Annotated in this window: 20 protein-coding genes and 1 pseudogene; 12 read left to right on the top strand and 9 right to left on the bottom strand. The window is 65.6% G+C overall.

Features of this window, described 5'->3' with window-relative positions; translation table 11 throughout:
• Positions 1 to 99: 99 nt before the first annotated feature.
• The 5 genes from OXM57_06465 (at position 100) to OXM57_06445 (ending at position 5,184) form a co-directional block, all read left to right on the top strand.
• On the top strand, positions 100 to 828 hold the full coding sequence (locus OXM57_06465) for an ABC transporter ATP-binding protein (protein MDE0352316.1): 729 nt from the start codon (positions 100 to 102) through the stop codon (positions 826 to 828).
• The gene (locus tag OXM57_06460) at positions 825 to 1,682 is read left to right on the top strand and encodes an ABC transporter permease (GenBank protein MDE0352315.1); all 858 of its coding nucleotides are present in this window, start codon (positions 825 to 827) and stop codon (positions 1,680 to 1,682) included. The genes OXM57_06465 and OXM57_06460 overlap by 4 nt, the downstream gene beginning before the upstream one ends.
• Positions 1,683 to 1,761: 79 nt before the next feature.
• Positions 1,762 to 2,964 carry a hypothetical protein gene (locus tag OXM57_06455; protein MDE0352314.1) on the top strand — a complete coding sequence of 401 codons (1,203 nt, stop codon included), beginning with the start codon at positions 1,762 to 1,764 and terminating at the stop codon, positions 2,962 to 2,964.
• Between the two features lie 4 nt (positions 2,965 to 2,968).
• Positions 2,969 to 3,835, top strand: coding sequence for a carbon-nitrogen hydrolase family protein (locus tag OXM57_06450; protein ID MDE0352313.1), 867 nt, complete (start codon positions 2,969 to 2,971; stop codon positions 3,833 to 3,835).
• Positions 3,832 to 5,184, top strand: a complete 1,353-nt coding sequence (locus OXM57_06445) for an amidohydrolase (GenBank protein MDE0352312.1) — start codon at positions 3,832 to 3,834, stop codon at positions 5,182 to 5,184. The genes OXM57_06450 and OXM57_06445 overlap by 4 nt, the downstream gene beginning before the upstream one ends.
• A gap of 116 nt (positions 5,185 to 5,300) precedes the next feature.
• Here OXM57_06445 and OXM57_06440 read toward each other — a convergent pair whose 3' ends face one another.
• Entirely contained in the window at positions 5,301 to 6,290 is a 990-nt protein-coding gene (locus OXM57_06440) for a mechanosensitive ion channel family protein (protein ID MDE0352311.1), read from the bottom strand.
• 220 nt (positions 6,291 to 6,510) lie between these two features.
• Positions 6,511 to 7,452 carry an ornithine cyclodeaminase family protein gene (locus tag OXM57_06435; protein MDE0352310.1) on the bottom strand — a complete coding sequence of 314 codons (942 nt, stop codon included), beginning with the start codon at positions 7,450 to 7,452 and terminating at the stop codon, positions 6,511 to 6,513.
• A 426-nt stretch (positions 7,453 to 7,878) separates the two neighbouring features.
• On the opposite strand from OXM57_06435, the pseudogene OXM57_06430 reads away from it, so the two are divergent.
• The 5 genes and pseudogenes from OXM57_06430 to OXM57_06410 all read left to right on the top strand — a co-directional run bounded on the left by OXM57_06430 (position 7,879) and on the right by OXM57_06410 (position 11,755).
• Positions 7,879 to 8,294 (top strand): annotated as a pseudogene (locus OXM57_06430) (IS3 family transposase).
• A 98-nt stretch (positions 8,295 to 8,392) separates the two neighbouring features.
• On the top strand, positions 8,393 to 9,283 hold the full coding sequence (locus OXM57_06425; protein ID MDE0352309.1) for a transporter substrate-binding domain-containing protein: 891 nt from the start codon (positions 8,393 to 8,395) through the stop codon (positions 9,281 to 9,283).
• A gap of 34 nt (positions 9,284 to 9,317) precedes the next feature.
• Positions 9,318 to 10,085, top strand: coding sequence for an amino acid ABC transporter ATP-binding protein (locus OXM57_06420; protein ID MDE0352308.1), 768 nt, complete (start codon positions 9,318 to 9,320; stop codon positions 10,083 to 10,085).
• Between the two features lie 126 nt (positions 10,086 to 10,211).
• On the top strand, positions 10,212 to 10,868 hold the full coding sequence (locus tag OXM57_06415; GenBank protein MDE0352307.1) for an amino acid ABC transporter permease: 657 nt from the start codon (positions 10,212 to 10,214) through the stop codon (positions 10,866 to 10,868).
• Positions 10,869 to 10,882: 14 nt separating this feature from the next.
• Positions 10,883 to 11,755, top strand: a complete 873-nt coding sequence (locus OXM57_06410; GenBank protein MDE0352306.1) for an amino acid ABC transporter permease — start codon at positions 10,883 to 10,885, stop codon at positions 11,753 to 11,755.
• Between the two features lie 289 nt (positions 11,756 to 12,044).
• On the opposite strand, the gene OXM57_06405 is transcribed toward OXM57_06410, so the two are convergent.
• Positions 12,045 to 12,818 (bottom strand): transporter substrate-binding domain-containing protein, encoded by a 774-nt coding sequence (locus tag OXM57_06405; GenBank protein ID MDE0352305.1) that lies wholly within the window; start codon positions 12,816 to 12,818, stop codon positions 12,045 to 12,047.
• Between the two features lie 223 nt (positions 12,819 to 13,041).
• Here OXM57_06405 and OXM57_06400 point away from each other — a divergent pair, with 223 nt between their 5' ends.
• Both OXM57_06400 and OXM57_06395 read left to right on the top strand, forming a co-directional pair.
• Positions 13,042 to 13,455 carry a hypothetical protein gene (locus OXM57_06400; protein ID MDE0352304.1) on the top strand — a complete coding sequence of 138 codons (414 nt, stop codon included), beginning with the start codon at positions 13,042 to 13,044 and terminating at the stop codon, positions 13,453 to 13,455.
• A gap of 158 nt (positions 13,456 to 13,613) precedes the next feature.
• On the top strand, positions 13,614 to 13,997 hold the full coding sequence (locus OXM57_06395) for a hypothetical protein (GenBank protein MDE0352303.1): 384 nt from the start codon (positions 13,614 to 13,616) through the stop codon (positions 13,995 to 13,997).
• Between the two features lie 160 nt (positions 13,998 to 14,157).
• Here OXM57_06395 and OXM57_06390 read toward each other — a convergent pair whose 3' ends face one another.
• Genes OXM57_06390 through OXM57_06365 form a run of 6 tightly spaced genes read right to left on the bottom strand, consistent with a single transcriptional unit; the run spans position 14,158 to position 21,091 of the window.
• The gene (locus OXM57_06390) at positions 14,158 to 15,129 is read right to left on the bottom strand and encodes a methyltransferase (GenBank protein ID MDE0352302.1); all 972 of its coding nucleotides are present in this window, start codon (positions 15,127 to 15,129) and stop codon (positions 14,158 to 14,160) included.
• Positions 15,126 to 16,700, bottom strand: coding sequence for an NAD(P)/FAD-dependent oxidoreductase (locus tag OXM57_06385; protein ID MDE0352301.1), 1,575 nt, complete (start codon positions 16,698 to 16,700; stop codon positions 15,126 to 15,128). Before OXM57_06385 ends, OXM57_06390 begins: the two co-directional genes overlap by 4 nt.
• A gap of 3 nt (positions 16,701 to 16,703) precedes the next feature.
• On the bottom strand, positions 16,704 to 18,098 hold the full coding sequence (locus OXM57_06380) for an amidohydrolase (GenBank protein ID MDE0352300.1): 1,395 nt from the start codon (positions 18,096 to 18,098) through the stop codon (positions 16,704 to 16,706).
• Complete coding sequence (locus tag OXM57_06375) at positions 18,098 to 19,363, bottom strand: aspartate aminotransferase family protein (protein ID MDE0352299.1); 1,266 nt, start codon at positions 19,361 to 19,363, stop codon at positions 18,098 to 18,100. Before OXM57_06375 ends, OXM57_06380 begins: the two co-directional genes overlap by 1 nt.
• A 13-nt stretch (positions 19,364 to 19,376) precedes the next feature.
• The gene (locus tag OXM57_06370; GenBank protein ID MDE0352298.1) at positions 19,377 to 20,048 is read right to left on the bottom strand and encodes a class II aldolase/adducin family protein; all 672 of its coding nucleotides are present in this window, start codon (positions 20,046 to 20,048) and stop codon (positions 19,377 to 19,379) included.
• An 8-nt stretch (positions 20,049 to 20,056) separates the two neighbouring features.
• Complete coding sequence (locus tag OXM57_06365) at positions 20,057 to 21,091, bottom strand: hypothetical protein (protein MDE0352297.1); 1,035 nt, start codon at positions 21,089 to 21,091, stop codon at positions 20,057 to 20,059.
• Positions 21,092 to 21,113: the final 22 nt, after the last annotated feature.

Below are 21,113 nucleotides of genomic sequence, written 5' to 3'. Positions count from 1 at the left end.
CCGGCCTCCATTGGCCAAATTGCTAGGGTTGGTCAACTGCTAATCGCTTGCGTGTTCCTCATATGCGCGGCGCGAGAGGTAAGGAAGGAATCGTTGGCCTTGGATCCGGTAATCGCCTTCGCCGAAGTAACCAAGTCCTTCGGGTCCATCGATGCCCTGGATCCCATCGGCCTCACCATCCGCAAGGGCGAGTTCGTATCCCTAGTGGGACCGTCCGGGTGCGGGAAGTCAACCGTTCTAAGGCTCGGCTCGGGACTAATCGAGCCCACGAAAGGCACAGTGAGCCGGTCTTCGGACAACGTCGGCTACATCTTCCAGGAGCCCACGCTGATGCCGTGGCGTACGGTGGAACAGAACGTGACCTTCCTAGGCGAACTGGACGGGTTGGGACGCCAGGAGGCCAGGCGGCGCGCCGACGAGGTGCTCTCGCTGGTCGGGCTCGAGGAGTTCCGCGACCACTATCCCCTGGCCCTGTCGGGCGGGATGAAGATGCGCACCAGTATCGCCAGGTCGTTGCTGCTCGATCCCGACCTGTTCCTGTTCGACGAGCCGTTCGGTGCGCTGGACCAGATCAGCCGGGCACGGCTCAACGCAGAGCTGTGCGCCCTGTTCTCCGAGCGACGCTTCGCGGCCCTGTTCGTCACGCATTCGGTTGACGAGGCCGTATTCCTGGCATCTCGCCTGCTCGTGATGAGCAAACGGCCGGGAAGGCTCGTGGCCGAGTTCGAAATCCCTTACGAGTTCCCTCGCCAGCCCGAAATCCGCTACGAGCCGGAGTTTGCGGTGCTGGCCGGCCAGGTCGCCGCCGCACTGGCAGAGGCATCATGAGCAACCGGACCGGCGCATCCACTAACGCCTCCCGCGCCCGCCCCGCCCGCATCCGGGAACTGCTCGGCGTTGCCATACCACCCGCTCTGGTCGCCCTGGCCATAATCCTCCTCTGGTACGGAATCACCTTCTTCGTGCTCGAGCCCGACCGGCGCTTTCTCCTCCCGCCGCCCCACGGCGTGATCGAGGAGGGGATTCTCGACGGAGAGGTGCTAGGGGAGATCATGGGCGGCCTGTACCGGACCGCCATGGTCGCCGGCCTCGGGCTGCTAATCGGCTTCGCGTTGGGGTTCTCGATGGCCTTGGTGATGAGCCAGGCCAAGTGGATCGAGCGCTCGCTCTACCCCTGGGCCGTCGTGTGCCAGACGGTGCCGATCCTGGCCTTGGTCCCGCTCCTCGGCTTCTGGTTCGGCTTCGGGTTGATGTCTCGGGTAACGGTTTGCGTGATCATCGCTCTATTCCCGATCGTCATCAACTCCCTGACCGGCTTGCAGGGTGCCGACCCCAGACTGCATGACCTGCTCACGCTCCACAACGCCGGCCGGTGGACCCGGGCTCTGAAGCTCCAGGTCCCTGCCGCCCGCCCGCTCATCTTCACCGGGCTCCGCACCTCGGCCGGCTTGTCGGTGATCGGAGCGATCGTGGGCGACTTCTTCTTCGGTCGGGGCCAGCCCGGCTTGGGCATCCTGCTCGACCGATACAGCCGCCGTCTCAGAAGCGAGGAACTGCTGGCCGCGGTCATCGCCGCCTGCCTGCTCGGCGTGGTGGCTTTCTGGATATTCGGCGTGATCGGCCGCCGGGCCGTCGGCCATTGGGATCCGTCGTGGGCTGACGAGCGGAACAAGGACACTTAGACGTGCGGATCCGACCGGAATCGGGCGCGGTCAGGAGCCATAGAACAGGCAGCAACGGAAGATCGGAAAGGAGGCCGACATGAGAAGACATCGGATAGGAGGAAGGGCAGCTACCACGCTGGCCCTGATCGCCGCTCTGTCGCTGGTGGCAGCGGCGTGCGGCGGCGAAGAGGAAGCCCCCGCCACCACGGCGGCCCCGGCTACCACCGCAGCGCCGGCCACCACCGCAGCGCCTGCTACGACAGAGGCTGCGGCGATGACGCTGGCGGATGTCTGCCCCGACCCGCTCGTGATCCAGCTCGACTGGGAACCCGAGTCGGAGCACGGCGGCATCTACCAGTTGGTCGGTCCCGGTTACGAGATCAACAACGACGCCAAGAGCGTCCGCGGTCCGCTGGTCGCGGGCGGCGAGGACACCGGCATCGACATCGAGGTGCGTATCGGCGGCTTCGCGGTCGGCTTCCAGCCGGTGCAGTCGCTGCTGTACCAGGACCAGGACATCTTCATGGGCTTCGTCCGGGCGACCGAAGCCATGTCGACCTATGCGGACGTCCCGGTCGTGAGCGTGATGGCGACGTTCGAGAAGAGCGCTTTCGCGGTCTACTGGGACCCGGAGACCTACCCGAACGTCGACAAGATCGCCGATCTCAAGGACGAAGGGGCGATCATCCTGCTCGGACGCCCAGACGTGTTCCAGGACTGGTGGATCGCCGAGGGGATCATGGACGAGTCCCAGATGGACCTGACCGACGCGCCCAAGCCGGCCGCGTTCATCGGCGCCGGCGGCGAGGTCGCCGAGGCCGGGTTCGCCACCGCCGAGCCCTACATCTACGAGGTGGAGGTGCCCGAGTGGGGCAAGCCGGTCCGGACCCAACTGATCCACGACACCGGCTTCGAGGAGTACTTCCAGGCGCTCGGTGTCCGGGCTGCCGATGCCACCGACCGGGCTGACTGCCTCCGGGAAGTGGTGCCCATCATCCAGCAGGCCCACGTGGACTTCCTGAACAACCCGGATCCGACCAACCAGTTGATCCTGGAGTTGGTGGACGTCTACGACACCGGATGGATCTACACCCAAGGCGTGGCTGACTTCGCGGTGTCCACGATGCTGGAACTCGGCATCATGGGCAATGGTGACAACGACACCCTCGGCGACTTCGACATGGACAGAGTCGTCGGGCTCCTGGCGATCATCGACCAGGTGACCGAGGCGGACGTCAGCGGGCTCGCTCCGGAAGACCTCGTCACCAACGAGTTCATCGACTTCTCCATCGGGCTGTAAGGACATGGCGGCGGGATCTCTCCGGCTCGCCGTTGCGCAGCCGCGCACGGTGGTGAATCCCGACGCAGAAGTGAACGTTGCCCGGGCGGTGGAGCTGGCCGCCCGGGCAGCCGATCTCGGGGCCGACGTGATCCTTTTCCCCGAGGGATACCCGGGCCCGGTGCTCGGTAAGCCCCGGGACACGTACGAGGCGGCGGAGGCCATGGCGGCCGCGGCGGCGGACCACCACATCTCCGTGTGCTGGAGCCGCATGGAGCGGTGCGCCGACGGGAACTTCCGCCTCGTGGTCTACGCAGTGGACCGCGGGGGGCGGCAGTTGCTCCGCTACGAGCGGGCGCATCCGGCCACCCTCCCGCCCGACGAAGCGAGGGTCTGGGTGGCGCCCGGCCCCGATCTGGCCCTGTTCGAGATGGACGGGGTCCGCATGGGGATCGTGGTGTGCTCGGAGCTTTGGATACCCGAGCCCACGCGGGTGCTCGCGCTACGAGGCGCCCAAGTGATCCTGTCCCCGGCGGGAGGCGGCTTCACCTCGCTCACTGACAACTGGCAGACCATCGTCCGCGCAAGGGCCATAGAGAACCTCTGCTACGTGGCCATGACCAACAACATCTGGCGCGACGAGGTCGGCGCCGCCATGATCGCCGGTCCCGAGTACGTGCTGGTCAACTCCGGTACCGAGGAGTTGCTGCTGGCCAATCTGGACCTCGACCGGGTGGAGTGGCTGAGGGCGCAGGATGACTCGATGGTCGAGCCGAAGGCATTCTCCTCCATACCCGGCCTGCTCCGGGCCCGCAGACCGGAACTGTACGAGGACCTGGTAAAGCCCGGACCCGACCTCTACGACTTTCATACACCTCGCGAGTCCGGATGAGCCAACGGGGGATCCTGGTCCGCGGGGGCTATATCCTCACTTCGTCGACCCCGGAGATGATCGAGGACGGGGCGGTGCGCATCTCCGACGACCTGATCGACGAGGTAGGGCCTTGGAACGAACTCCGGCGCCGCCATCCTGACGACAAGGTCCACGGAGACCGCCACTCCATCATCACGCCCGGCTTCATCAACACCCACGGACACTTCTCGGAGGCCCTCTTCACAGGCATCGCCGAGGACTACACGCTCTGGGAATGGATAGAGGCGGTGGTCAACCCCACCGCGCCCCATCACGACGACGAGACGGCCTACGTAGGCACGCTCATGGCCGGGATACAGATGCTACGGACCGGGATAACGCTGGCCAGCGACATGTTCGTGTGCGACCCGGCCGACCAACCCGTCACCCCCGGGGTCGTCCGGGCCTTGGATGAACTGGGACTGCGCGGCGTGGTCACGTTCGGCGCCGCGGATCGGAGAGGCGCCGCTGTGTCGGCCATCCTCGAGGAGCATGCCGCCCTCCGGGAAGCGTGCGAGAGTAGCCGCCTGTCCCGCTTCCGGGTCGGGATCGCGCTCCTGGGCGCGCAGTCGGAGGGGCTCTTCGAGCAGTCCGTGATGCTGGCCGCCGACCACGGAAGCCACATACATCTCCACGAGGTCCGCGAGGAGGTGACCGCGGTGAGGGCCGCCACGGGCCGGTCACCCATCGAGCAGTGCGCCCGTCTGGGCCTGTTCGACGGTCCGACCATCGCCGCCCACTGCGTGTGGTTGGACGAGAGCGATCGGGACCTGCTGGCCGAGCACGAGGTTGGGGTGGCTCACAACCCGGTCTCGAACATGATCCTCGCGTCCGGAGTGTGCCCGGTCTCCGCCCTGCGTCGGCGCGGTGTGCCGGTCGGTATCGGGGTGGACGGTCCTGCCAGCAACGACCGCCAGGACATGCTCGAGGCGATCAAGCTAGCCGTCCTCCTCCAGCGGGTCGACCGGCTCCAGGCGACCGCTCTCTCCGCCCGGGACGCGCTGGTGATGGCGACCATAGAGGGCGCCCGAGCCCTGCGCCTCGATGGCGAACTCGGCTCCCTCGAACCCGGCAAGCAGGCCGACCTGGTGGTGTTCGACGGCCGATCCCCCACCCTGGCCAACATCCACGATCCGTTCCAGGCGGTCGTCTATTGCGCAGGCCCCCGCGAGGTGGCCGAGGTGTGGGTTGCCGGATCGAGGTCCGTAGCCGGAGGCGAGGTGGTCCACGTCGACCCGACCGAGGTAGCCGAACAGTCCCGCTCGCCGGCCCGCCGGCTGGCCCGCCGCGCGCGGCTCGGTCAACACTCGCTACTGGCCCGTTCCTGAAACAGGCCCCCAGCCCGAACCGGGCGAACTCCATCAGCAGGTGCGGGTACCAGCGGCAGGCGCCGCTCGGGCAAGGGGGACGTTCTCTCCCGGTCACCCTCGAGGATGGTGGGGTCTCAGGCCCGTCCCTCGGGATCCCCGCCGCGGATTATGACGGTCCGGTGGGGGAAGGGCATCTCTATGCCGGCGGCATCGAGGCCTTCCTTGATGCGTAGGCGCAACTCCCGTTCGGTCCTCCACTGCACGGAAGGCCGGGTCTTGGCCCTGACCCGGATGAAGATGCCGGACTCGGCGAGGTTCTGGACGCCCTTGACCTCGGGGGGCTCCGAGAGCTCGTCCTCGCCCCACTCCGGGTCTTCCCACATCTCCTGACCGGCTCGGCGGATTACCTCCATGGCCTCGCGGAGGTCGCAGTCGTACGGGACCTCCACATCGATCTGCGCCCGGGCCCATAGCTGCGAGTAGTTGGCCACGAAGTCGAGCTTGCCGTTGGGAACATTCCAGACGGTGCCCTGACGGGTACGGATCGAGGTGGACCGCAAACTTATCTTCTCCACGGTTCCCCGGCCCCGCCCGAAGTCTATGTCATCTCCCACGCTGTAGATATCCTCGACCATCAGGAAGATCCCAGCCAAGAAGTCTCTGACCACCGACTGAGCACCGAAACCTATCGCTATACCGACCACACCGGCGCCGGCGAGCAGGGGCCCGAGGTTGATATTGAGTTGGCCGAGAGCCAGCAGCGCCGTCAGCGCCCATATGGTGGTCTGGGCCACGCTGCGGAGAACCACCGCCAGCGTCTCGGCCCGGGCCTTTGCCCGGACCGTCTCCGCTTCCTCGTTGGCAGCCGGATCACGACCCACATCCCGCAGATCCGGTCTGCCTATCCGTTCCGTGAAGTGCTCGATCGCCCGCTTGACGGCCCTGGAGACCAACCACCCACCCACCAGGATCAGGGCGAGGACCAACCCGCGTCCAAAGAGCCACGCCGCTATCCCGGCCACCGCCTCGTTGCCGGTCCACTGGTAAACGGTGTCGCAAACGAAGCTCGTACTGTCAGCGCACGCGGCCGATGAACTACCGGCTTGCTGGGCTATGGGAATCATGCGATACCGCCAACCTTGGTCCAGGGATGGAGTAGCCGTTACCGCTACTCGGGCAGGCATCCTAGTGGTTTTGCGCTGTCACGGGGTAGGCATGGAGCCGAGGAACCTCTTCAGGCTCTTGTTTCCGCGGCCTGCGGAATCAGGTCCTCGGGCGGACCCTGCTACACCAAGCGACCCAGCCGAAGCTCGAGAATGAGATATGGTGACGTGTGGAACAGCACTATGGTGATCGGGCCTGACGAACTCGTCGGACGATCTCGCCCCCGAGTGCGACATCCTGGAATCCCAACCCCGTCGACTTGAAGACCGTAATGTCCTCTGGGGTGCGCCGGCCAACACGCCGTCCGGATAGCACATCTCCCAATTCTCCAGCGACGTGAACCTCACCGGCATGGCAGTCATTCTGAGCAGAGGCGAGTTCTGGTGCCTCAGTCCAACACGTTTCGAGGGAGTCGACAATAACGCGAGCACGAACGAGCAAACCCAAACCAAGTTCGTAATCTCCAAGAGACGAAACGTGTGAACCAGGATGGATATGTTCGGCATCAATGAGGGTTGTAGTCGCGGGCGTAGCTGTTACGACAGCTTCAGCGCCGCGAACCGCCTTGTCTATCGTCGAGACTGGCTCAATTCGTTGTTGCGTGATGACGTGCGAGAGCCTGGCAGCCAGTTTCTCTGCGTTCGTGATGTCACGACTCCAGATGCGGATAGCCTCGATAGGCCTTACCCGGCACGTCGCTAACACAGCCCAATAGGCCACTGGACCACTCCCCAGCATCGCCAAAGAGCTTGTATCGGTTCGTGCTAGGGCGCTCACTCCAAGCGCAGCGGCAACACCCGTTCGCACTGCAGTGATCCAGGTGCCATCAAGAACGGCCGCGGGTGCGCCAGTCCTCTCATCGAACATCACCACGACAGCCTGGTTCGCCGGTCGATCCCCCCTGGGGTTCTCGGGATAGGCCGTTAGGGCTTTGAGTCCCAGATCTCCAGTCCGGCGTAGCCACGCCGGCGTAATCACAGCTGTACCCTGTGGAATCGCCAAGACCGTGTGAGCAGGGTTGCTGATGAGGTCGCTGGAGTATTCGACGAACGCCCGACGCTGGATTTCGACGGCGTCCGCCAACGAAACGACTGAGGCCATCTCCTCGGCCGACGCAACCAACAATCCTCGGACGACATCATGTGGTTGCTCTTGGTCCCCTTCTGCGTGAGGGGCCCGACCGCCGCCGCTCATGTCGCCGTGAGCATAGCCTCCTCGAGAGAACCATCATGAACGGCTTTCTCAACCCACGATCCCCTCAGTTGTGCCAACTCACATTGCCCTGACGAGCGGATCACCCTGACCTTCGATGACTAGCATCCTTCGAGCTCCAATGGTATGGCCTAACTCCTATGGTTTGACTTAGGCACTTTCTTCGGCGATGAGTTGGCCAGATCACCACGGACATTGCCAACAAAGCAACGCCGTACTTACCCAACGCGCGGCGGGTTCGGCGGAGCCCTGCCGCTGACACAACCGCAAGTCAAATCGAAGCCTGAACCGCCCCGGTTACCCCGGAGACTCGATTAGTTGGGAGATAAAGGAGTAATGGGGAGACCGATCACATATTCACCTGAGCTTCGGGAGCGGGCTGTCCGGTTGGTGTTGGAGCACCCGGGGGGAGCATGGTTCTGTGTGGGCAGCGATCTGTTCGATCACTGCGAAGTTCGGTTGTTCGTCCGAGACGTTGCGCAAGCGGGTGCGTCAGGCGGAACAAGGTCAGAGCTTGCGGGCTGGGTTGAGTTCTGACGAGCGCACCGAGTTGCGGGCGCTGCGGCGGGAGGTTCGGGAGACAGAGGGACAACGAACTGCGTGTCCAGATCCGGAGGGTTTGGGAGTCGAACCTCGGGGTTTAGGGAGCCCGCAAGGTATGGCGCCAGCTCCAGCGTGATGGGATCGAGGTAGCGCGCTGCACCGTGGAGCGGCTCATGCGCCTCGAAGACCTAAAGGGCGTGGTGAGAGGCGAAACCAAGTCAAATAAAACACTCTCTGGCAGACCCGGAGGGGGTGCAAAGTGGTACGCTCGAATGGCTTGTTCCGTACCAGGATGAGGAGGTCCGAGATGGTGTTTGCGAACTGGTTTCGAACTGTTCGGCTGATCCCGCTGGTCGTGGCTATGGCCGTCATCCTCGCCGCCTGCGCGGAGGGAGATACTGCTTCGACCGACGAAGGTAGCGCCACCGAGCAAAGCACACTCGATCGGATCAGGGATCGCGGCACCCTGCGCGTCGGTGCCGAGTGCCTCTACAAGGGAACGTGCTTCCTCGACCCCGATACCGGGGAGCGACTGGGCTACGGCGTAGACGTCACCAACATCCTCGCCGCAGACCTCGGGGTTGACGTTGAGTGGGTTGACATGGAATGGACCGCCCTCATACCGGCAATCCAGACCGGGCAGGTCGACATGATCACCCAGGGTATGACTCGAACGCCCGAGCGCGCGTTTGCGGTCACCTTCACAGATCCCATGGAGTACTACCCCCAGGCCCTGGTCCTCAACGCCGAGAGCGAACTGCTTGAAGTAGAGAACCTCGACGAAGTCATAGTGGCCCTCAACCAGCCCGATAGGACCATCACGTTCCTTCTGGGCGGCGCCCACCAGATCATCGTGGAGAACAGCTTCCCCCGGGCACAGCATCGCGGGCTCGAGTCAGCGCAGGCGTTCGAGGAGGTTGCGACCGGCCGCGCCGACGCCATGATCGCCGATACGGGCGACGCGTGGGACTATATGCAGAACAATCCCCGGGCGACTATTTGGCAGATGCGAGCGATAAGCACCCACCAGGGGTCGTTCGTGGTCCGCTACGGCGACATCGAGTTCCTCACCTGGCTGAACAACTGGGTCGCCTATTACACCGCCAACGGCACTCTTCGCAACCTCAAGCTGGCCTGGAACCAGGAGCGCGGCATCCCCGCAGACCTCGCCGGGTTGCCCGCCGCGGGCGCTGGCTAGTAGCCAGTAGGGGGCGCCAGGCGATCGAAGGACCATGAGCGATGTCGTTCTGGAGGTGAATAACCTCCATAAGTCTTTCGGGAGCCTGCATGTCCTCCGGGGACTCAACCTCACGGTCCGGCGCGGTGAGGCCGTGGCTGTGATCGGTCCGAGCGGGAAGGGTAAGAGTACGCTCCTGCGGTGCATCAACTTGCTCGAGCAACCTGACGAGGGGCAGGTCATCTTCGAGGGAACGGACTACGTCCCCATCGCGCGGCGTCGTGGCCTGCGCCTGCGGGGCAACCCCCAACTGCGGCAACTGCGCACGCATATCGGGATCGTGTTCCAGCAGTTCAACCTCTTCCCGCACAAGACCGCAGTCGAGAACGTGATGCTCGCGCCGATGCGGGTGCTTGGGATGTCGAAGGACGAAGCGCGTGAGCGCAGCCTCGAGCAACTCGAGCACGTGGGGCTCAAGGACAAGGTCGACAACCACCCCCATACGCTGTCGGGCGGCCAGCAGCAGCGAGTGGCGATTGCAAGGGCGCTGGTAATGGAGCCGCGTCTGATGCTGTTCGACGAGATCACGGCGGCTCTCGATCCTGAACTCGTCGGTGAGGTCGTGCAAGAGATGCAGCGGCTGGCGGAAGGCGGCATGACGATGGTCGTCGTGACGCACCACATGAGCTTCGCCCGGCACTCCAGCGACCGCATCCTCTTCGTCGACGAGGGGGACATCGTGGAGGAGGGCGGACCGGACACTCTTTTCAACAACCCCAAGGAGCCTCGCACACAGGAGTTTCTGGCCCACCTCCTTAACTAGGAGGGTACTGAAAAATGTCCAGTTGGCCCGTTTTCCGGAAATGAGACCCGAGCTCAAGGCATCGCGGGCCAACCCATCCCCGTCTATTTCAGCACCCTCCTAGGGAGTCCCCCAAGGCGCGTGTAAATGCTGGAGTTCCAACTAGAGACGGTCGTGGCCAGCGGTCCGCGAATCATGACGGCGCTGGCGCTGACCATCTATATCTCCACGGTGTCTATGTTGTCCGGCCTCGCAGTGGGCCTCGTTGTATCGCTGTTCCGCGGCTCGCGGTTCCAGCCGTTCCGGCTGCTGGCCGTCACTTATATCAGTATTTTTCGTGGACTGCCGCTTATCGCCTTCCTGATCTGGCTGTACTTCGGCGTCACCGTGGCATTCAACATCCAGCTGTCGCCGATCACAGCTGGCATCGTGGTGATGACCATTCAGTCGTCGGCCTACCTGGCGGAGATCTATCGCTCCGGCATGGAGGCAATCCCGCACACACAGCGCCAGGCGGCAGTTGCTCTCGGCCTCAGTCCGGTGCGGGTTTTCACGGACGTGCAATTCCCGCAGGCCGTCAGGATCGTGCTGCCCGCGATAGGCAACGAGTACATAGGCCTTGTGAAGGGGTCGGCCCTGGTCTCAGTCCTCGGCGTCGCTGAACTGATGCGCACCAGCCAGCAACTCGTGCAGTTCTACCAGTTGCCCTTCGAGTTCTTCACCACGGCCGCGGTGCTGTACGTCGCGGTCGGAGTCGGGTTGGGGCGCATCTTCCGGACCCTCGAAAAGCGCATCCGTTACTGAATAGGAGCCGATGCGTGGGATATACACCGGATTTTGAACCTGTCTGGCGGCGGGCGGATTTGTTGCTCGAAGGGCTGACGATGACCTTTGTCCTTGCCATAGTGGCCATGGCATGTGCCATCGTTCTCGGGCTGGTCATCGCCGTGGGGCAGATGTCGTCCGTACGGGTGGCGCGGAGCCTGGCCACCGGCTACGTGCAGCTCGCCCGCGGGACACCCCTCTACGTGTACATCTTTTGGGTTTACTACAGCCTCGGCAGCGCGACGGGCATCCTCCTCACCCCCTTCCAAGCCGGTGTCTTCTGCCTCGCGACCCTGTACGGCGCGTACCTCGCCGAGATAGACCGCGGTGCGCTGCAGTCGATCCAAAGGGAGCAGCGCGAAGCTGCGGCGGCGCTCGGCCTGACGGCTTGGCAGTCGTTCCGAGACGTCGTGCTGCCGCAAGCGGTGCGTATCGCGATTCCGCCAACCACGAATATGTTCGCCATGCTGTTCATGGACACCTCGCTGGTGTCGGCCATCGGAGCCCTGGAACTGATCCGTGTGGCGCGCATCGGGTCGAGCGAGACCTTCCGCCCCTTCGAGTTCTACACGGTGATGGGCCTGATCTACGTCGTCGTCGTGCTGGTCGTCAGCGCGCTATCGGCCTGGTTGGAGAGGGTGCTGCGCTACGAGGACCCGCAAGGACCCCAGCGGTCGTTCCGCGAGGCGTTCCTGGAACGGGTGCTACGCAAGCCGTTCAGTGCGCCCAAGACCTCGCGGCATCCACCGCGCCACGCTGGTGGACAACTCGGCCGCATGAGCGGCACCACTAGTGCGGCTGATCATGCTCGCGAGCGGGGCTCGCGGGTCGCTATGCGAAGGCGGCGGGACCGGACTAGGGACTGACGCGACCGGGTCCGAGGATCCTCCACGACCTACCCAGAGGGATCGTGGTCGCCTGACTGAGCCGTTGTGTCGGCCGCCTTCTCAACTAGCACCCTTGACCGTGATGACTCCCATTCGCCTCCCTGACTCCGCGTAGTAGCTCGCTGAGGACACGCTTCGCTTGGCCGGTTTAGGAGCGTACTTGGAGACACCCACCGCGACCCTGATGAGGTAGGAAACAGGGCCCGCTCCCGGAGTCCTAAGCCGCCCGGTATTGGTCAGCTGCCTCTGCATTGGGAGGAACCGCTGGCTACTCGCGGTCCGCCATGAAGCTCTCCCACCAGGTTTCGCACAGTTCCTGGATGTCGCCCTGCGCGTCCCGGTAGTCGTACCAGCTGTTCAACCAGTTCAGGAACCTCGGATCTCCTGGGCGGATGGACACCTTGTTGTACTCGGTCGACAGGATCACCAGCTTGCCGTCCGGCTCCCGCAACAACGCCACCTCCGGGTTGAGCTCCAGGTAGCGCCGGGTAACCGCGTCACCGACTATGACATCCACCCTTCTGTCCAGCAGCAACCGGGTCGGCTCCGACGCTTCGACGATGGTCGCAGCGGGGAAGAAGCGCTCCGCCACGTCCCTGTTACTGGAACCGTGCCATACGCCGATTCTCAGCTCATCCTCATCCTGATAAAGCGACCCGATCCCGTTGGCGGCCCGCTCGGCCGGTACCTGGCACGTAATCCGTATTTGCATCAGACGGCCTGCCACGAACTCCAGCTGCAGCGCCCTTTGAGGGAGAAGGGTGTGTTTGGGCAGCAGGTCCACCACCCCGTCCAGCAGGGCGGGAATCTGGTCCGGCCACGGAGTCTCGATGATCTCCAGGTCCACACCAAGATCCTCCGCGATCATCGCTCCCACCCGGGGGGCTACACCTTCGGACTCACCGGTCTCGGGGTTGCGATACATCTCGGGCGGATCGCCCGTGTCGGGGTGACCAAGGAACTCGATCGGCATCCGGAGGGAGCCCCGATCCAGTATCTCGTCCAGAGTCGATCCACCCTCGACATACATGGCTGTCCTCATCTGGTCGGCCCTTCCAGGCTACCACTCGCCGAGTGATGGAGCCCGACCGGGTCTTGGCTCGTCGAGATCCAAATGGAGCGGATGCATGACCTTCGGGGTAACAAGCCACTACCTGCCGGCACGGGTCGGTTTCTGGCTATTGACTCTCTGGACGACCAACCCTGGTCAGCCGATCCGGGTTGTACGGTTCTCTCATAAGTTTCCTGACCGCAGGGGAGGACCAATGCCCGTCATAAGACTCGAAGACGTGCCGGAGATCGCCGAGATAGGACCCGACCGGGACACACTTGTCATGAAGAAGGCGATCGGATCGAAGGAGCGCGATCCCGCGTTCGCCATGCCCGACGAGACGCCTTCGCTCAGCATTACCCACATCAAGATCTGGGGCAGGCTGCAACAGATCACCTGCGATGAGACAGACCGCGCCATGTTCATCGTGGACGGGGAAGGCATCGCCCGGGTCGGCGACGACCCACCACAGCGATTCGGGCCGGGCGATTTCATCCTCATACCCAGAGGGGTTCCCTACGAGTTCAAGGGGAACCTCACCTACCTGGTGATCAACAGTCCCGCCTACCGGGAGGGATCCGACCTCAGAGACCCTGCATACGACGGCGCGCCGGTGAGGACGACTTAGGAGTCTTTCGCGAGACCACAACTCGTGAATCTGCCGGTTAACGGCCCCGACCCTCCGAGGGGGCTCTGATCCCTTGATTCCAAGGCGCCCTTGCTACGTGGAAGAGGGTCTGGATGTACGATTCTCCGAGAACGGACTCGAGTTTGAGGGAAGCACCCATGCCGGTGATAAGTCTCGCCGAGGTCCCAGCGATCACCCAGATCGGGCCGGACCGGGACACCATTGTGATGAAGAAGGTGATCGGATCCCGAGCACGCGACCCTGCCTTCGCGATGCCGGACGAGACGCCTTCGCTGAGCATCACACATGTCAGGATCTGGGGGCGCCTCCGCCGGTCCTCCAACGAAGAGACCGATCGTGCCATGTTCATCGTGGAGGGCGACGGAGTTGCCCAAGTCGGCGACGAACCGCCTCGCGGATTCGGTCCCGGTGATTTCATCCTCATCCCTAGAGGAGTCCCGTACGAATGCGCCGGGAACTTCACCTACCTCGTGATCAACAGCCCCGCCTACCGGGAAGGGACTGACTCCAAAAGATCCTGACGCCAAATCGAACCCTCACCCGACCTCCCGCACCCCCACAAACCAGCCAACCCCTGAGGCGATCAGGTCTTGTTGTCCCCTGGCGGACCGGCGGGCCTTTTGCACGAAATGGACCCCCAGGTCGCCAGTAAGGCGCGCAGGCCTCGCTGGTGGAGGGATCTCATGGCCTGACGCCTGTGTAGACCGTGAGGGGATCGTCGTACGGTAACCGCCTGATTCCCTCGAACCCGGCCCGGGCCAGCATGGATTCCAGGGTTGCTCTCGAATGGGCCGCTCCGCCGGTTTCGACCCTCATCATGACATCGAAGAGGGGGCCGAACGCTCCCGGACCGCTGTCGCCGGCGAAGTCGTTGACCACTACGTGGCCTCCCGTCGCGATCGCCGACCGCACCCTCCGCAGCAGTTGCACCGCCCGCTCCTCGGTGAGGTCATGGATCAGATGGGACACCAGGGCGGCGTCCATCGATCCGGGTGGGACCCCGCAGGAAGGGTGCTCGAAGAGGTCCACCCCGACCACCTCCACTCCCGTGCCCTCCAACTCCTCGCCCGCCCAGCGGGCGACGAGGGGGTAGTCGACCAGCGTGACATGAGAGCCCGCTTCGGACAGGCGGCGGGCGTAGGTTCCGAGCCCACCACCCACGTCGAGGACCCGCTTCCCAGGGGCGAGTTCGGCAAGCTGGTGCAGCGGAGGTCCACCGATCCTGGCGAGAACATCGAGCGCGTCCAGGAAGGCTCGGGCCTGCTCGGGATTCCCGTCCAACTGGGATCGCCAAGGCTCCACCACCGGGCGCCCTCCCGTCACTACCTCGTCGAGACGAGACCAGGCTCCGGCGAACACCGCCTCCTTGGCCACGACCAGGCCCATCTCTCCGCCCGGACCCAGACGCTCGACTGAGTAGGGAGTGGCCGTATACCGGGTGCCGTCCCCCTTGAGCAGGCCGATCCCGACCAGCGCCTCCAGCAGGGCCGCCAGGTTGGAAGGATCCGCCGCCAACTCCGCCGCGAGCTCACCGGCCGACCGAGGAGCGCTCCCGAGGGCGGAGAACACGCCCAGCCGGTGGGCGGTCGTGATCGCCGCGGCAGGCTGGTATCCGGTCAGCAGCTCGATGAGCTGCCAGTCGTTGACGATCATCGCTTCCTCAGCGACCGGTACAAGCGCCAACCTCGGACCAGCGCCGAGATGGTGGACGGCCCAGCCTGCCGTGACCGGCTACGGCCCAGGTCGTCGAGTACGGTCAGCGCGGCGTTCTTGCCCGGCACACCGGACAAGCCTCCGCCGGGGAAGGTGCCGGCCCCTGTCAGGTAGAGCCAGGGGATGGCGGTCCGGTAGCCGCGGCCGGCGCCGGGCCGGAGCGAGAACATCTGGTCGATGGTCATGTCGATGTGGTTGGGATTGCCGAACCTGGCGCCGGTGCGTTTCTCCCAGTCCAGAGGGCCGGTGATCCGCTGGTCGACGATCCGGTCCCTGACTGATACGCCTGTGATGGCCTGGTAACCGTCGATCACCCGCTCCGCCTGCCTCGACACCTCCGCGCCGGTCCATTCCCCATGCCGGAGGCGGGCCGGCACGAAGGTCGACAGCCAGGCGACGCCACCTCCCGCGGGCGCGGCCGACGGGTCCATGGCCGAGGGAGAGGCCCAGAGCATGGCCGGTTCCGACGGAAACGTGCCGGCGGCTATCTCGCCAAAGGACCGCGCCATCGAGGCGGGGGTCTGCTGCAGCAGCCAGATCGCCTCGGGGTGGCCGAATTGGCCGGGCTCGGCCCCGCCGGACAGCGCCAGGTCCACTTTGAACTCCGCCACATTGAGCGATCCGCTGGTCACCATCCGGGCCGCCTCGTCGAGCTCGGGCACGGGTTCGGCCAAGAGCCGGGCTGTGCGCGCCACGTCGAGCGCCGAGACGACCCGGTCGAAGATGGCGGTGTCGCCCTGGGCGGTGGTGATCCTCGACTCGGCGCCCGACCGATCGATCGAAGCGACCACCGCGGATGTCCGGACCTTCCCACCGGCGGACTCAAGGGCGCGGACCAGGGCGTTGACGAGCTGGACGGAGCCGCCGATCGGGCGCCCTGCCCCGTGGCCGTGCGAACCGGCCAGCAGCAGGCCGAACAGGCCGCTACCGGGCAGCCATGGAGGGACCTGGCTGAACGCCCCGTACATCGTTAGCGCAGCGGCCAGGTGCGGATCGGCGACATGGGCGGCGACCAACTTCTCCGCCGAGGCCAGAACCGTCCGGAGCGGGTCGAATCCGGCAACGGACCCCAGCTCGGCGATCTGGGAGAGCGACGGCGGGGTGACGAAGGCATCCATCATTCCCAGCAGACCGGTTCCCAGCTCCGCCAGCCGCCGGTAGCCCTCGATGTCTGCGGGGTCGAGGCCGCCGAAGCCTGCCAGGGTCGGTGCCAGATCCCTGTGGAAAAACAGCCGGGTACCGTCGCCGAAGCCGGCGCCGACCGACACATCCCGGAAGGCGTACTCCAGGCCGAACCGTCCCAGGCCGAGTTCATCGGCGATACCGAGGATCATGCCGTGGTCGATGGCACCCCGCTCCAGGCGGTAGCCGGACGGAAGCTGCTCGGTCCATATGCACCCGCCCACCGTCGCGTTGGCCTCGAAAACGGTGACGTCGAGACCCGCGTTGGCAAGAAAACACGCGCAGACCAGGCCGTTGTGGCCCCCACCGATCACCGCCACCCGGGTCACTTCTCAGGACCCTCGTAGGAACGAGTGAACCCCACTCAGCCCCGCCTTACGAGCAACCGCGCGGGCCAGGGCCCGCCCGCGAGCGATCTGGGCGGGCTCGTCTACGGTGGTCAGGGATCGTTCCGCGAGAAGCCGGCGGCCATCGACCCAGACGTCGCTGACGGAGCCCGGACCGGCGCAGTAGACGACCTGCTGGTAGGGGTCGTGGACGGCGGCCAGCTCGACCGTTCCCCGGAGCAGTACCAGGTCGGCCCGCTTCCCGGCTTCCAGGCTGCCCACCCGGCTGTCGACGCCCAGCACCCTGGCGCCACCGATGGTGGCCATCTCCAGCACCGTCTCGGCGGAGATCACTACGGGATCCAGTTCGTGAACCTTCTGGAGGAGGGCGGCCATCTTCACGGCTTCGAGCATGTTCTGGGAATCGTTGGAAGCCGCCCCGTCGGTTCCGATCCCCACCTCGAGGCCCGCGGCTCGTAGCCGCGCCAGCGGGCACACGCCCGAACCAAGGATCATGTTGGCCACCGGGTTGTGGGCTATCCCCGCCCTCGCCCCCGCCAGGATGTCGATGTCCTCCTGGGTCACCCAGATGGCGTGGGCGGCCAGGAGCGGCACGTCCAGGAAGCCCAGATGACCGGCTTGGGACACCGGGCGCCGCCCCCACCGCAAGGAGGCGTGGACAACCTCCTCCCGTACCTCGGAGAGATGGGTGTGAACCCCCCAGCCGTTCTCGTGGCAGGCCGCCGCTCCGGCTTCGAGCAGCTCGTCGGACTGCCCGAGCAGGGTTCCGATCCCGTAGCGGAAGCCCAACAGGCCGGACTCCAGAGCGGCATCCGCCAGATCGTGGTGCTCCTCGAGGACCTCCTCCACCGTCATCGGGGGAGCCGAGGAGGTGTCTCCCAGCGCGTCCTCGGCGCCGAAGCTGACCGCTCCGCGAAGACCGACCTCCGCGAGGCCCTCGACCACGCCCAGCGAAGCCCGGGTGCCGGGATTGGAGTGGACGAACATGTCGTTGACGAAGGTGATCCCGGAACGGATCATCTCGGCGGCCTTCAGGATGGTCCCTTCCCGCGCCATCTCCGCGGTCAGGTTCCTCGAGACGGGCGTGACCAGGCGTTCTCCCCATTCGTAGAGGGTCAGCTCGGAGCCCATACCGGGAATAAGCGCCTCGGAGAGGTGGGTGTGGGCGTTGATCAGACCCGGAATCACGATGCTGTGCTCGTCGCCCACCACCGTCGCCTCCGGATGCCGCCTTCTCAGCTCCCGGTAGGGACCCACCGAGGTGATCGCGCCATCCTGTATATGGACGGCCCCATCCTCGAGGGCGCCACCGGGTCCCATGGTCAGCACCCAGGCACCCCGGACGATCAACTGCTCGCCGGGAGGAACGGAAGGCGGCATCAGCCCTCCAGGGCGTTCAGGGAGCTTTCCAGGATCCCGAGGAACCGGTCGATGTGTTCCTGCTCGACCACCAGCGGTGGGGCCACCCGAACCGTTCCCGCCGAGTTGAGCATCGATCCGACCACTACCCCGCGGCGGGCCATCTCCTCGACCAGGGGCTGAGCCAGGTGGGCAGGCTGGACGTCGAAGGCACACCAGAGGCCCATGCCCCGGATGTCCGCCAGCGTGTCGGAATGGGACCGGCGGACCGAACGGAGACCGCTCCGGAGGTATTCGCCCATCTCCGCGGCTCTCTCCACCAGGCCCTGGCCCCGGATCACGTCGAAGGCTGCCACGGCGGAGGCGCAGGAGACCGGGTTGCCGCCGAAGGTGGTCAGGTGGGACAGGGGCGGGTCGAGGAAGGTGGAGAAGATCTCGGCGGTCGAGATGAACGCGCCCAGGGGTAGGCCGCCCCCGAATGCCTTGGCCACCGTGATCACGTCGGGTGTCACCCCCCAGTGCTGGCATGAGAACCACTTGCCGGAGCGCCCCATACCGCCCTGGACCTCGTCGCAGATCAGCAGCGCACCCCGTTCGGTACAGAGCTCCCGGAGCCCCGGAAGGAACGCATCCGAAGGGATGCGAACGCCGCCCTCGCCCTGGATGGGCTCGACGATGACCGCGGCGATGGCGTCGTCTATAACCCGGTCAGCCGCCTCGAGGTCGTCGAAGGGAGCGAAGCGCACCGGTTCCAGGAGGGGCTCGAAGGGCTTGCGCCACTCCTCCCGCCAGGTCACGGAGAGGGAGCCGAACGTCCGCCCATGGAAGGAACGCTGGAACGCGACGAACCCCGGACGGCCCGTGTACTTGCGGGCCAGCTTCAGCGCGCCCTCCGTCGCCTCCGTGCCGGTACTCGTAAGGAAGGCCACATCCAGATCGCCGGGCGTGACCGAGGCCAGCCGCCGGGCGATCTCCACCTGCGGGGGAAGGGTGAACCGGCCGTACACGTCAACGTGGGCGAACCGGGCTACCTGATCCTGGACCGCCTTCACCACCGCCGGATGGCAATGACCGAGGTTGGAGACCGCGATGCCCGAGATCATGTCGAGCAGCACGCGGCCCTCGGCGGTCTTGAGCGAGCAGCCGGCCGCGTCCACGATCACGCTTTCCTTGATGCCCGGAACGGTCTGGCAGAGGTGGCGGACGAAGTCGTTCCGGTAGGCGTCGGCCTCGCGGGCAGACATCTCCGGGCGGTGGTCGAGTCGCTTGCCGGTGGGATCGCTCACGATGGGTTGCTCCTTACCCCTGGTCGGGCGCGAAGGACCGGCGCATCCACTCCCGGGCTCGAACGAGTTCCGGTGCGGAGTCGGACAGGCGCCGGGCCCAGGTGTATTCGCGAACCGTGATCGGGGTCAAGCCGGCGCCGCGTGCCTGAACAGCCACTCGCGCCCGGTCCTCCAGGTACCACAGACGGGTGGCCGCTTCCAGAAGATCGGCGCCCACCGCCAGGCACCCGTTGGCGGCCAGGAGGACACAAGAATCATCCCCCAGCGTCCGGGCTACCGACTTGCCCGACTCAGCCGTCTTGACCAACTCGATTTCCGGGTGCGTTCGAACGGTCCGGCCCGCCATGCCGCCCAGCCCGTGCAGGAGGGGCAGCGGCTCGGCGGACACCCCCCAGGTCACAACGTGGGGCGGATGGCCGCGGCAGACAGCGCCCACATCGGACCGGGCTTCGTAGATGGCAGCGTGCATCGGCATCTCCAGCGGAGCAGCGTGGGTCGGCCCCCCGACAGGTACGCCGGACTCGACCCGGATCACATCATCAGCCGTGGCCTCGAACAGCGGGCTGGTGCTCGTGATCAGGAACCCGGTGGGCGTCCGGGCGGAGACGTGCCCGAAGGCCTCGGCCAGCCCGGAGGAAGCCAGCATGCGGGCGGTCGAGGCTACGGCGCTCCGCAGCCCGACCATGTCCTCGCTCATACCGTGTCGAGCCAGCCGGTGAGATGGGTGAGGGCCTCGGGCAGACCGAGCGGGGTGTCGTTTCCGTCCCCGCGCGCATAGACCGCCCGCACCGCGGCCGGCGTGGTTGAACGACCTTCCGCCTCCAGCCGGCCCGCCAGGCGACCGCGGGCGTCCTCGAGTTGATCCTGGGTGGGCATCATCGTGACCAGGCCCGGAGCGCCCTCCAGGACCCCGACCAGCTTGACGGGTCCGGTGGTGCCCTTACGGGACCTCGGCAGACCCTCCACGCGCCGGAACGCCTCGTCGGCCAGGAAGCTGCGGTGCGTCAGTCCCGGCGAAACCCACGCCCCTATCTCCGCATAGGAGGGTGACAGCCTGACCAGGCATCGGCGGATGATCGCCGCCAGATAGTTGTGGGTCTCGGCGAACGCCTGGCGCTCCGCCGGACCCCACCTCCATTTCCCGTTCGCGAGCGGAGTTGCCGTGCAGTCGGGCCGCTCCGGCGACACCGAGGTCCCCCGCGCCTCGAACAGACCGGGATCGTCGTAGCAAGCGGCGGGACTGGGGGCGTCTCGCCAGTAGTAGATGTGGGAATAGGGCACGATCGCCATAGGCTCCGACAGCACGAACCGATCCAGGAGCACGTCTCCGCGCCGGAGCGGTCCGTCGTGGAGGAGATCCGGGCTCTCCCCACCGTCGAGGTGGCCGGCCATGCCCGCCGGTGCGGTGGAGGCGCCGTCGGGAAGCCAGCCTGCTTCCAGAAGCGCCCGGTTGATAGCCCGATGCTCCCGGCTGGTCGAGTAGGGCTTGTATTTGGTACAAGGGATCAGCAGCGCCACCCGTCGCGCGCCGGACGGTGTGGGCGGCGGGGTCCACTCCTCGCCGACGTAGCGATGCCAATCGGCTATCTGCGGATGCTGCATGCCGTCGAGGTTGGCCTGCGGAGAGTAGAACCGGAGCGACAGGTCGAGTTCGAACGGCGAGCGTATCTTGCGAGCCGACTCGGCCAGGCGGGCGGCGTCCGGTTCGTACCGGATCGTTGTGGTCATCAGGTCCTCCTTACCGTCTAGT

The sequence above is a fragment of the bacterium genome (assembly GCA_028820935.1).
Taxonomy (GTDB): Bacteria; Actinomycetota; Acidimicrobiia; order Spongiisociales; family Spongiisociaceae; genus Spongiisocius.
The sequence above is the reverse complement of the archived record's forward strand: the minus strand, read 5'-3'. Positions and strand labels throughout refer to the sequence as shown.

Bases quoted from the DNA above. Each gene is read 5' to 3' on its own strand.
- OXM57_06425 (MDE0352309.1), top strand. From the start codon at position 8,393: ATGGTGTTTGCGAACTGGTTTCGAACTGTTCGGCTGATCCCGCTGGTC.
- OXM57_06370 (MDE0352298.1), bottom strand. From the start codon at position 20,048: ATGGTCGGGCTGCGGAGCGCCGTAGCCTCGACCGCCCGCATGCTGGCT.
- OXM57_06400 (MDE0352304.1), top strand. From the start codon at position 13,042: ATGCCCGTCATAAGACTCGAAGACGTGCCGGAGATCGCCGAGATAGGA.
- OXM57_06420 (MDE0352308.1), top strand. From the start codon at position 9,318: ATGAGCGATGTCGTTCTGGAGGTGAATAACCTCCATAAGTCTTTCGGG.
- OXM57_06450 (MDE0352313.1), top strand. From the start codon at position 2,969: ATGGCGGCGGGATCTCTCCGGCTCGCCGTTGCGCAGCCGCGCACGGTG.
- OXM57_06445 (MDE0352312.1), top strand. From the start codon at position 3,832: ATGAGCCAACGGGGGATCCTGGTCCGCGGGGGCTATATCCTCACTTCG.
- OXM57_06365 (MDE0352297.1), bottom strand. From the start codon at position 21,091: ATGACCACAACGATCCGGTACGAACCGGACGCCGCCCGCCTGGCCGAG.
- OXM57_06405 (MDE0352305.1), bottom strand. From the start codon at position 12,818: ATGAGGACAGCCATGTATGTCGAGGGTGGATCGACTCTGGACGAGATA.
- OXM57_06390 (MDE0352302.1), bottom strand. From the start codon at position 15,129: ATGATCGTCAACGACTGGCAGCTCATCGAGCTGCTGACCGGATACCAG.
- OXM57_06415 (MDE0352307.1), top strand. From the start codon at position 10,212: ATGCTGGAGTTCCAACTAGAGACGGTCGTGGCCAGCGGTCCGCGAATC.
- OXM57_06455 (MDE0352314.1), top strand. From the start codon at position 1,762: ATGAGAAGACATCGGATAGGAGGAAGGGCAGCTACCACGCTGGCCCTG.
- OXM57_06395 (MDE0352303.1), top strand. From the start codon at position 13,614: ATGCCGGTGATAAGTCTCGCCGAGGTCCCAGCGATCACCCAGATCGGG.
- OXM57_06460 (MDE0352315.1), top strand. From the start codon at position 825: ATGAGCAACCGGACCGGCGCATCCACTAACGCCTCCCGCGCCCGCCCC.
- OXM57_06440 (MDE0352311.1), bottom strand. From the start codon at position 6,290: ATGATTCCCATAGCCCAGCAAGCCGGTAGTTCATCGGCCGCGTGCGCT.
- OXM57_06380 (MDE0352300.1), bottom strand. From the start codon at position 18,098: ATGCCGCCTTCCGTTCCTCCCGGCGAGCAGTTGATCGTCCGGGGTGCC.